This window comes from Amycolatopsis silviterrae (assembly GCF_042684085.1).
Taxonomy (GTDB): domain Bacteria; phylum Actinomycetota; class Actinomycetes; order Mycobacteriales; family Pseudonocardiaceae; genus Amycolatopsis; species Amycolatopsis silviterrae.
This window is the reverse complement of the sequence record NZ_JBHUKS010000014.1, coordinates 19,092-33,125: the sequence shown is the minus strand read 5'-3', so window position 1 is coordinate 33,125 and position 14,034 is coordinate 19,092. Positions and strand designations below refer to the sequence as shown.

Below are 14,034 nucleotides of genomic sequence, written 5' to 3'. Positions count from 1 at the left end.
GAAAACCCCGCTGCGCCAACGGAAATCCACCCGTACCGCCAGCCCTCTTGCCCGCCTGGTAAACCCACCGGTAACTTCGCCCGGGAACCATTCCCCGCGGGCGAGGAGGGCGTCTCAATGCCAGCACTCCGCAAACTAGCTGCCCGCCGCACAACTTTCGCCGCACTGGCGACCCTCGCCGCCCTGTCGATCGGAACCGGCGGCCTCACCGGCGTCAGCTCCGCAGCGACCGACCCGACGCCCCCAGCCGCCCCGCCCTCGACCGGCGAACAACAAGCGACCGCGACCGTCGCCCTGGACTGCCCGTTCGCCGCCCCCGCCGGCCCCCAGCGGATCACCCTCACCACGACCGCCACCCTGCCCGCGACGGCGACAGTCGGCTCCGCGGTCAAATTCCGCTCCTTGACCGCGACGTTCACGCTCCCGCGGACCGTCGCCACCCAACTGGCGCCGGCCCCCGCCACCAGCCTCCGCGGCGGCCTGGCCCTGGACCTGACCGCGCATCAAGGCGACAAGAGCACCGCGGTCCCCGCGCCGTTCACGATCGCCCCGACGCCGTTGCCGGAAAACGGCGACATGCAGCTCACCGCGACTGCGGACTTGCCAGACCAGGCGATCACCGTCCCCGGCGAAGTCACCTTCGACGTCGGTGCCCCGACGATCGCCCTAAAACCGGCCACTGAAACCACCGCCGAGACTACCCCGGTCCGGTGCACTCTGGCCCCAGACCAGAAGACCACCCTGGCTTCAATCCTCGTCGCCCCAGCCCCCACGAAGCCAAGCGCCAGCAACCCGAACACGCCGCCGGCCGCCGCGCCACGCAATGAAGCCACCACTCAGGACGGCGGCGGCTTCACCATCGTGACCCCGCTGAACCTGGTGCAGATCGTCGCCAACTCGTCGGTCTACCGCTTGGGCGCGACCGTCACCAGCAAACCGACCGGACTGCTCAACGGAGTCTGGACGATCGTGCTGGACGACAACGGCATCCAGCACGATCCGAGCACCATCACCGGTTCCGTCGGCTTCAAACCGGTCACCGCGACCTTCCTGGGCTTCGGCTTCGTTCCGGTGAGCGCCACGGTCGAGTTCCTTCCCGTCGACTATCACAACGCCAAGCTGATCGAACTCAACGCCCAGCTCAGCGCACCGCCCGGCGAGACCATCCTGACCACTCACGTCAAAGTCATGGCCAGGATGAGCAACGCCAAGGTCAACGGCGTCCCCCTGGACCTCGGCCCGGACTGCGTCTCCGCTTCGCCGATTTCCCTCAACCTCTTCGGCCCGTACAACGCACTGCAAGGCGGCACCGTAGGCACCGACCCGAACGCGGCGGACCCCGACTACCGCGGTTTCACGTTGCCCCCGTTCGTCCACTGCGGCACCACCGAACCGCTCAACCCCCTGCTGACCGGCATGGCCTCCACCACGACGAACATCAACCAGGCCAAGGTCGTCGCCGTCAACTTCGGCGAGTGCACCAAGCCGAACCACACCCAGTGCCCGCCGCCCCCGACCCCACCGGGCTCGACCCCCAAACCGAAGCCCGCGACAGCCACTCAACCGACGACTGGCACCGACACCTCTTCGAAGACCCCGGCCCCGCCCGCCTCCGCGACGAACCCACCCACCGCGTCCGGTTCCGCGACAGCCACTCCGCACTGACTGCTCCAGCGCCTGGCAAGAGTCCGCGGCCGGCTCTCCGCGGACCCGCCCCTCAGCGACTTCAGCGCCAGCCTTTCGACTACGGCCACTGAGCGCGGCGTCGGTCAGTTACTTGAGCCGCCGCCCGTCTGCTGGCGCGCCACGACTCTCAGGTGCCGACTTCTTGCCGACGCCTGCGAGCAAAACCGAGCCCGGTACCGACGCCTCCAGGCCCCTGTGAGCCAGCCTGAGCGCGGACAACGCGAACAACCGTCCCTTTCCGAACCAGTCGCCGACGTCACAAACCGCGACCGGTGCCGACGACCGCGAGCAGACCGCACCCGTTGTCGCCGTCTGCGAGCAAGCCGCGCCCGCTGTCGCCGACGACGAGTAAACCGCACTCGTTGTCGCCGTCTGCGGGCGAAACCGCATTCGCCATTTTTCGGCAAAAGCCGGGATCCGCTGGTCAGCGGCGGCTTTTCGCGCCCTCGCACGAGCTGGGCCGCCGGCTGGCGGGCACCACGCTCGTGCTCTTGAGCGGGGTCGGCCAAGGCAGTTCTGCGTGCGGCCGCTCGGGCGTGGCCGCGCGCAGGACCAGTTCCATTTCGAACCGTGCCGCGGGATCGCGCAGCAGCTCGCCGAACGTTGCCTGCAGCTGGCGCATGCGGTACCGCACCGTCTGCGGGTGGACTTGCAGCCGTTCGGCGATTTCGACCACGTTCGCTTGGCTGTCGAGCCACGCGCGCAGCGTTTCGAGCAGGCGGTCCTGTTGTTTGTCGGTCATCTCCGCCAGCGGGGCGAAAAGCCGGGTCCGGAGGAGTTCGGTGAGCGCGCCGTCCGAGTGAACCAGCAGGGCCGCGAGGTGTTCCTCCGCGCGGAGGACCCGCTCGGCCGCGATTCGCCCCCGATCGGCGAGAACCAGGGTCCGCCGCGCCCAGCGCAGGGAATCGGCGAGGCTGGCCAGCGGCACACACGGTCCGACGGACAACCGGCAATTCGGCAGTGCCGCCTGAAGGGTCGCCATCCGAGCGCCGTTGACCGCCCCGGGCACGACGATGCACGGCTCGGCGGAGTCCAGCTCGGCCAGGACATCCGAATCGAGCGTCGCGTGCCGGCGGGCCCTGCCGTTCAGCGGCGACTGGACGGCGATCGGCGACGCCTGTTCCGGGACGACCCAACCGGTGAGCTGGGCCAACTCCGCGATCGCTTTCGGCGGAGCGGCCGGCACCTCCAGCAGGACGCCCAGCAATCTTCGCCGCCAAGTGTCCAACGCACCGGCCGTGCGGGCTTTCGCCTCCAGGTAGCCGTCCAGCGCGACCGACGCCAATTCGTCCATAAACGCCAACATGGCATCGGCCAACTGCGACATCACGGCCGACGAAAGGCCAGCCCTCCGTCCGACGCGCATGATCCGGCGCCACGACACGCGCGCGCCGACCCGGTAGGCCGACTGCAGAGTGTCGAGGCTCCGCCCTTCCCGCATTTCGTTCTGCCCGAGCCGATGGTGCACCTCGTGCGACTGTTCCTTCGACGCCCGCGGGTCGGCGATCTGCGCGACGAACAGCGTGATCGCATACTCGACGCCCGCCCGGATCGACCTCCCGTACGGACCGTCGAGCGGACGCGCGTAGGCGGGGATCGTCGCGCGGATTTCGTCGACGATCTCGGCGGACAGACTCGCCAGTTCCGGGCGAAGGATCTCCGCGAGTTTGCGCGGCAGCGCGGCCGACGGCACAGCGTGATCGAGTCCGCGCTCCACCGACATCGCAGCTCCTTCGCTCCGCCCCGGTCCCCGGCGACGCCGCAGCACCGCCGGAAGCCCCCGCATCCGTTGAGGGGTGACACCCGACACATCGAAAAACCAACGCTAAACGTGTCACAAGTCCGGGGAGAAACCGATTTCTTGTCACCTTTGTGACAAGTTCACGAGGTCAGGGCCGCACATCGCGACAACGCACCACCAGGCGCGCTACGCCATGCGTACGAACGGGCGAACCGAGGTACCTGCCTTCAGCCGTGGCCCAGCGGGCAACGAGGACAGCCACGGAGCGTCACCCGGCAGAGTGGCCGGCCCTCTTGTAGCATGTACTTGATACAAGAGGGAGGGATCCGCCATGCATCTCGACACGGCGATCGGCGTCGCGTGCATCACCGGGCTGTTCGGCCTGATCATCCTCATCGTGCTGTGGCCGGGCGAGAAGCAAGGCGTCCGGCTGCTCGTGAAATGGGGCGTGCGGGACCCGGCCGCCGACCAGGTGTCGGTGGCCGTGCGCTACCTGCGCCGCCGTCGATTTTGGTATCCGTGGCTGTTCCTCGGTCTCCCGCTCATTCCGGGCGCGACGGATCTCGTCGGGGAACGGAACGCGAACTCGCTGGTGTTCGTGGTGCTGCTCGGCGGGCTCGCCGCCGAAATCCTCGCGCAACGCCCCTCGCGGGAACCCCGCAGGGAAGCCGTGCTCGCACCGCGCGGCGTGCTCGATTTCGCTCCGTTGTGGACGGTCGTCGTCTCCGGGCTGGCCATGATCGCCGCTGTCGTGCACCTCGCCGTTTTGCGGCAATGGGGCCCGCTCGCGGTGACCGTCGGCGCGGCCGCGGTGTCGTGGATCATCGTGCTCCTCGCGGTGCGGCGTCCGGCCGCCGGCGACCCGGAAGTCGACCTGGCGCTGCGCGTTCGCAGCGCCCGCGTCGCTCTCGGGCTCGGCACCGGAACGGCTGCCACACTCGGCTGGACGACGGTCGGGAACCTCGCCACGTTCCTCGCGTTCGCGGCCACCGTCGCCGCTTTCCTCGCGATCGTCGGCCCGCCGCCGAAGCAGCGCGCGACAACCACGGCAGCGCGGTAGATGCCGCTGCGAGTAGTGGTCGACGCCGAAAGCGGGGTTCCGCCCTGGCGTCAGGTGCACGACCAGATAGTCCGCGCGATCACGACCGGCTCCCTTGCCCGGGACGCCCGTCTTCCGCCGATCCGTCAGCTTTCGAGAGACCTCGGGCTCGCCTCCGGGACCATCGCCCGCGTGTACCGCGAACTGGAGACCGCCGGCTGGGTCACCACCGCACGAGCACGCGGAACCGTCGTGACCGGCCCGGCCGACCGGCCGGATCCGGGCGCGCTGCTCCGCGACGCGGCCGCCGACTACGCCCGGCACAGCCGGGAACTCGGGGTCGCGCCGGACGAAGCCGTCGACGCCGTGCGCGTGGCATTGGCGAGCCTGGACGCGTCTTCGCGGTGAACCCTGGCGATCGTCCGGCCGGCGCGGTTTTCGCCGTTCTGTGAACCTTCTTCCGCACGGTCTCGGCGGGCCACCTCCTTCTTGCCCGTGCGTTCCCGCGGTCCACTCACCGGACGAGGCGCGGATCTCACCGCCTCGACGCGGAGGTTCAGCCCTCCATCAGCACCCTCCCCACCGCGGCCAGCACGGGTTCGAGCGCGGCGACTTCCGTGCCGACGCATTCCGTGATGCCCGCACCGACGACGTCCATTCCGGAAAGCCCGTCGATTGCCGCGACCAATTCGGCGATCGTGAGACCGCCGGGTTCCGGATAATTCACTCCGGCGAACTCTCCGGGATCGAGAATGTCCAAATCCACATGCAGATAAACGCGTTCGGCTCCCGCGGCGTTCAGCGCTGCCGCGACGTCGTCGGACCGCACGGCGAGGCCGCCGGCGACGGCTTCCTCTTCCGCGGGATCGAGCGAGCGGGTGCCGAACAGCACCGCCCGCCCCCGTTCGAGCGCCGGGCTCGCGGCGAAATCCTTGTCGCCCTCGCCGAGCAACGACCGCAGCACCATGCCGTGGTACGCGCCGGACGGCGAGGATTCCGCGGTGTTCAGATCCGCGTGCGCGTCGAACCACGCGACGCCAAGCGTTGCGCCGTAACGGAAACGCGCGACGCCGACCGGGACCAGCTCGACGCCGCAGTCGCCGCCGATGGTGAGCACCGGGCCTTCCGGCGCCTCCAGTGCGGCGAGCTGCAGCTGCCGGTTCATGCCCGTGAGCACGGCCCGGTTGGCTATCCCGGTGACGACGCCGGACGTCGCGGCGTCCTGGCGTACGTGGTGCACCGGCTTGCCGAGCACGTGCCCGGCCAGTTCGGAAAGTGCGCGGCAGCCCTCGACCAGCCCCCTCGCTCCGGGGCTGATCGCGCCCTGCCATTGCGGCACCGCGTTGATCAGCATGCTTCGACGCTAGCGCGAAACCCCCGGGAAAAGCGAGCCGCGAATGGCGCGAGGGGTCCCCTCGCTCCGTTTTGGAGCGAAGGGACCCCTCGTACCGAAAAAAGTGGCGCGGGAGCGGGCTATTCGAGCACGATGAGAAGGTCTCCGCCCTCGACCTGCTGAACGGAGGTGATCGCCAGCCGACCGACTTTGCCCGCCGCCGAAGCGGTGATCGACGCTTCCATCTTCATCGCCTCGATCGTCGCCACGGTCGCTCCGGCCGCGACCTCGTCGCCCTCGGCCACCTGCAGCGTCACCACGCCCGCGAACGGCGCGGCGATCTGCTTCGGGTTGCCCTTCTCGGCCTTTTCGGTGGCCGGGATGTCCGAGGCGATCGAACGGTCCCGGATCTGGATCGGCCGGAGCTGGCCGTTGAGCGTGGACATCACGGTCCGCACGCCGCGTTCGTCGGCCTCGCCGATGGCTTCCAGCTCGATGAGCAGCCGGACGCCGGGTTCGAGGTCCACCGAGTACTCCTCGCCCGGGCGCAGACCGTAGAAGAAGTCCTTGCTCGGGAGCACGCTGGTGTCGCCGTACGCGTCGCGGTGCGCGAGGAATTCCTTGGTGGGACCGGGGAACAGGAGCCGGTTCAGCGCGCCGCGGCGGTTCTCGGCGAGTTCCTTGTGGTCCTCTTCGGACAGTTCGGCGACCGGCTTGGCCGCCGAACGGCCCTCGAGCGCCTTGGTGCGGAACGGCTCCGGCCAGCCGCCGGGCGGGTCGCCGAGTTCGCCGCGCAGGAAGCCGATCACCGAGTCCGGGATGTCGAACTTGTTCGGCTCCGCCTCGAAGTCCGCCGGGGCAACGCCGGCGCCGACCAGGTGCAGCGCGAGGTCGCCGACCACTTTGGACGAAGGCGTCACCTTCACGAGGTGGCCGAGGATCTTGTCCGCCGCGGCGTACATGGCCTCGATGTCCTCGAACCGGTCGCCGAGGCCCAGCGCGATCGCCTGCGTGCGCAGGTTGGAGAGCTGGCCGCCGGGGATCTCGTGGTCGTAGACACGGCCGGTGGGCGACGCGAGACCGGCCTCGAACGGGGCGTAGATCTTGCGGACGCTCTCCCAGTACGGCTCGAGGTCGCCGATCGCGTGCAGGTCGAGGCCGGTGCTGCGGTCCGAGTGATCGGTGGCCGCGACGATCGAGCCGAGCGACGGCTGCGACGTGGTGCCCGCCATCGACGACACGGCTCCGTCCACGGCATCAGCACCGGCCTGGATGGCGGCCAGGTAGGTGGCGAGCTGGCCGCCCGCGGTGTCGTGCGTGTGGATGTGCACTGGGAGGTCGAATTCCTTGCGCAGCGCGGTCACCAGCCGGGCCGCGGCCGGTGCGCGGAGCAGGCCAGCCATGTCCTTGATTGCCAGGACGTGCGCCCCGGCTCCGACGATCTGCTCGGCCAGCTTCAGGTAGTAGTCGAGCGTGTAGAGCTTCTCGTTCGGGTCGGACAGATCGGAGGTGTAGCAGAGCGCGACCTCGGCGACCGCGCTGCCGGTGGCGCGGACGGCCTCGATGGCGGGCCGCATCTGCTCGACATCGTTGAGTGCGTCGAAGATGCGGAAGATGTCGATGCCGGTCGCGGTGGCCTCCTCGACGAAGGCCGTGGTGACCTCAGTCGGGTAAGGCGTGTAGCCGACGGTGTTGCGGCCGCGCAGCAGCATCTGCAGACAGATGTTCGGCACGGCTTCGCGCAGCTGCGCCAGCCGTTCCCACGGGTCCTCGGCGAGGAAGCGCAGCGCGACGTCGTAAGTCGCGCCGCCCCAGCACTCCAGGGAAAGCAGCTGCGGCACGGTCGCGGCGACGACTGGGGCGACGGCGAGCAGATCCTTCGTCCGCACGCGCGTCGCGAGCAGCGACTGGTGTGCGTCGCGGAAGGTCGTGTCGGTGACGCCGAGCTGCGGCGTTTCCCGCAGCCAGCGCGCGAATCCCTCCGGTCCGAGTTCGGTCAGCTTCTGCTTGGAGCCGTCCGGAGGAGTGAGATCCGCGGGCAGCTTCGGCAGTTTCGTCGCGGCCTCGGGCGTGCGCGGACGCTCGCCGTGCGGACGGTTCACCGTCTGGTCGGCGAGGTAGGTGAGCAGGCGCGTGCCGCGGTCGGCGGAGTGGCGCGCGGTCAGCAGGTGCGGCCGTTCCTCGATGAACGACGTGGTGACGTTGCCCTCGCGGAAGTCCGGATCGTCCAGCACTGCCTGGAGGAACGGGATGTTCGTCGCCACGCCGCGGATGCGGAACTCGGCGACCGCGCGGCGGGCACGGCCGACCGCGGTGCGGAAATCGCGGCCGCGGCAGGTGAGTTTCACCAGCAGCGAGTCGAAGTGGGCGCTGATCTCGGTGCCGGAGAACGCGGTTCCGCCGTCGAGCCGGATGCCTGAACCGCCCGGCGAGCGGTACGCGCTGATCTGGCCGATGTCCGGGCGGAACCCGTTGGCCGGGTCCTCGGTCGTGATGCGGCACTGGAGCGCGGCGCCGCGCAGGTAGATCTTGTCCTGCGACAGGCCGAGGCCGGCGAGGGTTTCCCCGGAGGCGATGCGCAGCTGCGACTGCACGAGGTCGACGTCGGTGACCTCTTCGGTGACTGTGTGCTCGACCTGGATGCGCGGGTTCATCTCGATGAACACGTGCTTGCCCTGGCGGTCCAGCAGGAATTCGACGGTGCCCGCGTTGCGGTAGCCGATCTGCCGGGCGAACTTCACGGCGTCGGCGCAGATGCGGTCGCGCAGTTCGGGGTCGAGGTTCGGCGCGGGGGCCAGCTCGACGACCTTCTGGTGGCGGCGCTGCACGGAACAGTCGCGCTCGAAGAGATGGATCACGTTGCCCTCGCCGTCGGCGAGGATCTGGACCTCGATGTGCCGCGGTTCGACCACGGCCTTCTCCAGGAACACGGTCGGGTCGCCGAACGCGGACTCAGCTTCACGCGCGGCGGCCTCGATCGACTCGCGCAGCAATGCCGGGTCCTCGACGCGGCGCATGCCGCGGCCACCACCGCCGGCGACCGCCTTGACGAACACCGGGAAGCCGAGTTCGTCGGCCGCCGCGACCAGTTCGTCGACGTCGCTGGACGGCTGCGACGAGCCGAGCACCGGGACTCCGGCTTCGCGCGCCGCCTTGACCGCGCGCGCCTTGTTGCCGGTCAGTTCGAGGATTTCGGCGCTCGGGCCGACGAAAGTGATCCCCACCTCTTCGCAGGCCCTGGCCAGGTCGGGGTTCTCCGACAGGAAGCCATAGCCCGGATAGACCGCGTCCGCACCCGCCTTCTTGGCGGCTTTGACGATCTCCTCGACCGAGAGGTAGGCGCGGACCGGATGGCCCGGTTCGCCGATCTCGTACGCCTCGTCGGCCTTCAGCCGGTGCAGTGAGTTGCGGTCTTCGTGCGGAAACACGGCGACTGTGCCCGCGCCCAGTTCGTAACCTGCGCGGAACGCCCGGATCGCGATTTCGCCGCGATTGGCCACCAGCACTTTGCGGAACATGCCCGGTCCTTCCCTTTTCGGATCGGTATCGAAGGCACGTTACCCGGTTCGTCCCGCGGTGCGGGAGCCGTAGTCCAGGTGATGGACATCATGCGCGCCGACCTGCGTGCATGATGCTGGCCGGGGCTCCGCGCCGCAACCGTCAGGGCGTTCCCGCAGGCAGTGTGCACAGCAGCCGATTCGCGGTTTCGGAGGGCGCATTCTTGACCACGTTCTGCGTTGCGTCCCGCACAATTGCTTCGGTTGCCGCATTGGGCGCGGCGTCTGGGTGAGCGGAGCGGTAAAGGGACACCGCTCCGGCGGTCACGGCCGCTGCCATCGAGGTGCCCGACAGCGTCCCGACCTCCGCGGTGCCGGCGATCGGCGCGGGGATGTCGACGCCTGGCGCGTACAAGTCGAGCGACGTGCCGAAGTTCGAGAAGGGCGCGACCTGGTCCTGGACGTCAGTCGCACCGACGGTGAGCGCTTCGGGGACTCGCGCGGGCGAGGTCTGGCTGGCGTCGGTGCTGCCCTCCCCCGCCGGAAGCACGATCGGCATCACCGCGGCGACGCCCTTGACCGCGTTGTCGAGCTGCTCGTTCGGCACGCCGCCGATGCCCAGCACCGCGACCGCCGGCTGGTGCGCGTTCTTGGCGACCCAGTTCAGGCCGGCGATGATCGTGTCGGTCGAGCCGCCGCCTGCCTTGTCGAGCACCCGGACCGGGAAGATCTGCGCGGCCTTGGCGACGCCGTAGCTGTGTCCCGCGACGATTCCCGCGACCCGGGTGCCGTGGCCGTTGGTGTCCGACGTGTCCGCGCCGGTGGTGAGGAAATCCTTGCCAGGCATGACCTGGCCGCGCAGATCCGGGTGTTTGGCGTCGACGCCGCTGTCGATCACGTAGACGGTGACGCCGGAGCCGTCGGAGTCGTAGCGGTACTGCTGATCGAGGCCGGTTCGCTGGTCGATCCGGTCGAGCGCCCAGCTCGGCGGGTTGGCTTGCGTCCCGCCCGCCGCCAGCGCGGCCGGTTGCACACCGGCGACCAGCAGAAACGTCAGTATTGCCGAAAAAAGACCACGCGCCGCTCGGTTCCGCATGCCTGCGGTCGTATCCCGGTCGCCACAGGGCGGCAACTCGACGTCACACGATGGGCTGGTCCCCGTCCCCTCCGCCGGCCGCGCGGACGCACCGGTATACGACAGGCGGGAGGGACGATGGACGACGGCGCTCGATGTTTCGCCACTCAGTGGCTAACGGCAGGTCTGCCGGTCGATGTTTCGCCACTCAGTGGCTAACCGCAGGTCTGCCGGTCGCTACTTCGCGGCTGGGACGTGCGCGCTCACCGACATCGTCGGCAGGTACACGAGCGCGTCGAAGGCTTGCACGACGTCGACCTTCGTGAACATGTGCGCGTGCCGCATGCTCGACGACCCGGTCAGGCCCTTCGCTCGGTCTTGCCGCAAATCGACCACACACGGATCCGCGGCGGCCAGGGCCGCCTCGACACTGCCCTCGACGGGTGGCTCCAACTCCTGTGCATAGACCCGGAACCCGAGACGCTCGCTCTCATCCGGCTCGAGACCGGTGGTCGTGCCGGTGCCCGCAGTCAGGCCGAGCGCGAAGTAGTCGTCCCCGAACTCCGCGGCGAGGTGCGTGCCCGCGGAGGGGAACGTCATGGTCGGCAACGCGGCGAAGGGCACGCGCTGCAGGTGTCCGTTGTGGACCATCACCACGATCTTCTCGCCTTCGCCGTACAGCTGGCGAAGCAGCTTCACGGTTGAAGCCATGTACGTGTCGCGAGACGACCCCTGGAGAGACGGTGCCGTTCCTGACATCATCGCGCTCAACTCGCGCATGTACGCATCGACGCGGAGCGCGCCGACCGCGTGGTGTTCGGCGATGGCATACCGGGCCGGCTCGCTCCGTTGCCGGTAAACCGGCGACAGGGAACGAAGGTGCGCGAGGAGAGTGGTCAACGCGGCCGTCGCAGCGTCGCGTTCCGCGGCGGACATTGCCGCATAACGGCCAGGCGCGACCGCGTTGCTGACCCCCGAGTACGGCTCGGACGCGATGATCGCGGCGTCTACCAGCGGCAGCACCTCCGGATCGACCTCTTCCACGAAGCTCCGGACGATCCGCAACGCTGGCTGCGGCGAACCGCTCGAACTGGGCAGATCGAGTCCGGCGTAGCGGACACCGCCGTGGCTGCGCATCCAGGTCAGCATGTCGTGCGCCTCGACCGAATCGCCGAGGGTGAAGGTGAATCCTTCTCGCGCGACGTCGGCGACCGTTCCGGGACCGCCGCTCAGCCACTGCTGCACCAGGTCGCCCTCGGCGAATCCCGATTCGAAGCCGAGCACCGTGAAGCCGTGGTCCTCGACGAGCCGCTGGAGCAACCGGACGCGAAGCTCGCCGAACTCGCGGATGTGGTGGTTGTTCTCTCCGATCGCGACGATGCGCGCGTCGCCGATCAGGTCGGTGATCGAAGCGACGTCGCCGTTTAGCGGCGAACGGGTGCTCAGCGGTGTCATACTGAGGACACTAATGCAACAGGGGTCGCAATTGGCAACCGAGTTACCGGGGTTACCGGGGTTACCGGGGTTACCGGGGACGAGCCGGCCGGGCGGGCGCACGGAACGCACGCACGTCGCCGTTTTGCGGGCAACGCTCGATCTGCTGGCGGAGGTCGGGTTCGCGGACCTGACGGTCGAGGCGGTCGCGGAGCGGTCCGGCGTGCACAAGACGACGGTGTACCGGCGGTGGGAATCGCGCGAGGGGCTGGTCGCCGCCGCGGTGAGGTTCGGCGCGGAGGAACCGTGGAGTCCGGCGGACACCGGATCGCTCGTCGCCGATTTGCGGCAAATGGCGTTGGACGTGGTGCGCGCGTTGACCTCTCCGGGGCAACGGGAGCTGCCGACGGCCGCGGTGCTGGCGGCATTCCACTCGGAACGGGCAGCCGAAGCGTTGCGCGAGTTCTACCGGGACCGGCACGCCCGGGCGGCGGTGATCGTGGAGCGGGCGGCGGCGCGCGGAGAGGTGCCGGCGGACACCGATCCGGACGAGGTGACGCGGACGGTGTGCGGGCCGGTGTTCTACCGGTTGTTCGTGTCGCGGGAGCCGGTGTCGGAGGCGACGGCGGAGGTCGCGGCGGAAGCGGGAGCGGCGGCGGCTCGGGCGGGGGTGTTGAGGCGGCGGTTGCCCGGGAGGGGCGACGGGGGGCTGATTCCTGGGTGAGGTGGGGGCTTGTTGCCGGAAAACGGCGACGGGTGAGGTGGGGCTGGCAGAGGGTTGGGCGGGCGTTTCGCCGCGGAACGGCGACGGGCTGAGCGTGGCTCGCCGAGGGACCGGTTCGGTGTTCGCCATTAGACGGCGACAGGTCGGATGAAGCCGCCGCGAGACCGACCGGACGCTCGCCGCTAAGACGACAGACCGAATGAGACCCGCCGCGAGGTCAGGCGAGCATTTGCCATGAAATGGCGACAGGCCGAACGAAGCTGGCAGAGGAACCGGCCGAAGATCTGCCGCGAAACGGCGAAGGACCGGGAGGGCTGGGGCAATCGCCGCTCAACGACGGGACCCGCGAAGCTAGCCGTCGAATGGGGTTGAGCAGGGGATCGTCGCTCAACGGCGAGAGGTCGGGCACGTCTGGCGGGTCAACCGCCTAGCCAGTTGCCGCTGAACGGCGACGGATCCCAGTCGCCACCGAACGGCCACGCATCCCAGCCGCCACCAAACGGCCACGCATCCCAGCCGCCACCAAACGGCCACGCATCCCAGCCGCCACCAAACGGCCACGCATCCCAGTCGCCACCAATCGGCCACGCGGCGAGCACGCACGGCAAAGCGAGCCGGTCAACCGAACGGAAGCAAACCGCGAGTCGTCAGCAGGAACCGCACAGCCGCCATCGTGAACGACAGCGGCCGTCCGGCAGCCCAACTGAGCCAGGCGGCGAACCTCAACCACCCAAAGGCAGCCGGTACCGCACCTCCTCCAGGGTCACCGCCCCGTCGGACATCGTCTCTACCTTTGTCGTTCCGTCCATGACCCAGCCGGCGCGTTCGTAGAAGCCCCGGGCCCTCGTGTTGGTCGAAAGGACCCACAGCGTCGCTACTTCGAACTGGGCCGCCAGGCCGCGCACGCACTCCTCGTGCAGCGCCCGTCCCATCCCTCGGCCCCATTCGGACGGCAGGAGGTAAATCGACGACAGTTCGCCGGTGTGCGGGGTGGCGTCGTCGTCCCGGCTGGGGCCGAAGACGGCGAAACCGGTGATCGTGGCGGAGCCGGGAGGGGTCGCGGTCAGGATGGTGTGCGGCACGGACGTGTCCGCCAGGTTCGCCGCCCAGAACTGTTCCCTCGCCTCGACCGACAGGCCGGACAGGAACTCCTCCGGCAGCAAACCCGCGTACGCCGCCTGCCAGGAACCCACGTGGACGGTGGCGATGCCAGGCGCGTCGGCGGGGGTCGCGGGGCGGATCACGAGGTCGGGCATCGTTCCTCCGGAAGGCTCGGGTAACGGAAGTTCAGCACAAAAGGCCTGGGCACGCATGCGGTTTACCGACACCCGGAACAAGTCCACAAAGGACAGACAAAGGGGCGGAAACGGACCCGCCGGGAACGAGCGGGTGCGTTCGGGCAAGGGTTCCGGGAGTTCAGGCATCACCGCCGTGCCCCGGCGGCACCGCGGCTGCCCGGCCGATAGCCTCGTCGGATCGGCGGGTCAGGCTCCGCTCGTTCGTCA

10 protein-coding genes are annotated in these 14,034 nt (G+C 69.3%); 4 read left to right on the top strand and 6 right to left on the bottom strand.

The window, feature by feature from the left end:
* Positions 1-117 precede the first annotated feature (117 nt).
* Entirely contained in the window at positions 118-1,665 is a 1,548-nt protein-coding gene (locus ACFSVL_RS19210; protein WP_378305982.1) for a DUF6801 domain-containing protein, read from the top strand.
* A 445-nt stretch (positions 1,666-2,110) separates the two neighbouring features.
* On the opposite strand, the gene ACFSVL_RS19205 is transcribed toward ACFSVL_RS19210, so the two are convergent.
* Complete coding sequence (locus tag ACFSVL_RS19205) at positions 2,111-3,409, bottom strand: PucR family transcriptional regulator (protein ID WP_378305980.1); 1,299 nt, start codon at positions 3,407-3,409, stop codon at positions 2,111-2,113.
* Between the two features lie 349 nt (positions 3,410-3,758).
* Here ACFSVL_RS19205 and ACFSVL_RS19200 point away from each other — a divergent pair, with 349 nt between their 5' ends.
* Positions 3,759-4,487 carry a hypothetical protein gene (locus tag ACFSVL_RS19200; protein ID WP_378305978.1) on the top strand — a complete coding sequence of 243 codons (729 nt, stop codon included), beginning with the start codon at positions 3,759-3,761 and terminating at the stop codon, positions 4,485-4,487.
* Complete coding sequence (locus tag ACFSVL_RS19195) at positions 4,488-4,874, top strand: GntR family transcriptional regulator (RefSeq protein WP_378305977.1); 387 nt, start codon at positions 4,488-4,490, stop codon at positions 4,872-4,874.
* A 148-nt stretch (positions 4,875-5,022) separates the two neighbouring features.
* Here the strand turns inward: ACFSVL_RS19195 and ACFSVL_RS19190 are convergent, their stop codons facing one another.
* The 4 genes from ACFSVL_RS19190 to ACFSVL_RS19175 all read right to left on the bottom strand — a co-directional run bounded on the left by ACFSVL_RS19190 (position 5,023) and on the right by ACFSVL_RS19175 (position 11,826).
* Positions 5,023-5,820: an arginase family protein gene (locus ACFSVL_RS19190; protein ID WP_378305975.1), complete on the bottom strand. Its 798-nt coding sequence runs from the start codon at positions 5,818-5,820 to the stop codon at positions 5,023-5,025.
* A 119-nt stretch (positions 5,821-5,939) separates the two neighbouring features.
* Positions 5,940-9,317, bottom strand: a complete 3,378-nt coding sequence (locus ACFSVL_RS19185) for a pyruvate carboxylase (RefSeq protein ID WP_378305973.1) — start codon at positions 9,315-9,317, stop codon at positions 5,940-5,942.
* A gap of 142 nt (positions 9,318-9,459) precedes the next feature.
* Positions 9,460-10,392, bottom strand: a complete 933-nt coding sequence (locus ACFSVL_RS19180) for a S8 family peptidase (RefSeq protein WP_378305972.1) — start codon at positions 10,390-10,392, stop codon at positions 9,460-9,462.
* A 216-nt stretch (positions 10,393-10,608) separates the two neighbouring features.
* Entirely contained in the window at positions 10,609-11,826 is a 1,218-nt protein-coding gene (locus ACFSVL_RS19175; protein WP_378305970.1) for an erythromycin esterase family protein, read from the bottom strand.
* Positions 11,827-11,839: 13 nt separating this feature from the next.
* Here ACFSVL_RS19175 and ACFSVL_RS19170 point away from each other — a divergent pair, with 13 nt between their 5' ends.
* The gene (locus ACFSVL_RS19170; protein WP_378305968.1) at positions 11,840-12,529 is read left to right on the top strand and encodes a TetR/AcrR family transcriptional regulator; all 690 of its coding nucleotides are present in this window, start codon (positions 11,840-11,842) and stop codon (positions 12,527-12,529) included.
* A gap of 722 nt (positions 12,530-13,251) precedes the next feature.
* Here ACFSVL_RS19170 and ACFSVL_RS19165 read toward each other — a convergent pair.
* Positions 13,252-13,785, bottom strand: coding sequence for a GNAT family N-acetyltransferase (locus ACFSVL_RS19165; RefSeq protein ID WP_378305966.1), 534 nt, complete (start codon positions 13,783-13,785; stop codon positions 13,252-13,254).
* Positions 13,786-14,034 lie beyond the last annotated feature (249 nt).

What these genes read in the sequence shown, in the direction of transcription:
- ACFSVL_RS19210 (WP_378305982.1), top strand. Translation starts at nt 118, where the DNA reads ATGCCAGCACTCCGCAAACTAGCTGCCCGCCGCACAACTTTCGCCGCA.
- ACFSVL_RS19205 (WP_378305980.1), bottom strand. Translation starts at nt 3,409, where the DNA reads ATGTCGGTGGAGCGCGGACTCGATCACGCTGTGCCGTCGGCCGCGCTG.
- ACFSVL_RS19200 (WP_378305978.1), top strand. Translation starts at nt 3,759, where the DNA reads ATGCATCTCGACACGGCGATCGGCGTCGCGTGCATCACCGGGCTGTTC.
- ACFSVL_RS19195 (WP_378305977.1), top strand. Translation starts at nt 4,488, where the DNA reads ATGCCGCTGCGAGTAGTGGTCGACGCCGAAAGCGGGGTTCCGCCCTGG.
- ACFSVL_RS19190 (WP_378305975.1), bottom strand. Translation starts at nt 5,820, where the DNA reads ATGCTGATCAACGCGGTGCCGCAATGGCAGGGCGCGATCAGCCCCGGA.
- ACFSVL_RS19185 (WP_378305973.1), bottom strand. Translation starts at nt 9,317, where the DNA reads ATGTTCCGCAAAGTGCTGGTGGCCAATCGCGGCGAAATCGCGATCCGG.
- ACFSVL_RS19180 (WP_378305972.1), bottom strand. Translation starts at nt 10,392, where the DNA reads ATGCGGAACCGAGCGGCGCGTGGTCTTTTTTCGGCAATACTGACGTTT.
- ACFSVL_RS19175 (WP_378305970.1), bottom strand. Translation starts at nt 11,826, where the DNA reads ATGACACCGCTGAGCACCCGTTCGCCGCTAAACGGCGACGTCGCTTCG.
- ACFSVL_RS19170 (WP_378305968.1), top strand. Translation starts at nt 11,840, where the DNA reads ATGCAACAGGGGTCGCAATTGGCAACCGAGTTACCGGGGTTACCGGGG.
- ACFSVL_RS19165 (WP_378305966.1), bottom strand. Translation starts at nt 13,785, where the DNA reads ATGCCCGACCTCGTGATCCGCCCCGCGACCCCCGCCGACGCGCCTGGC.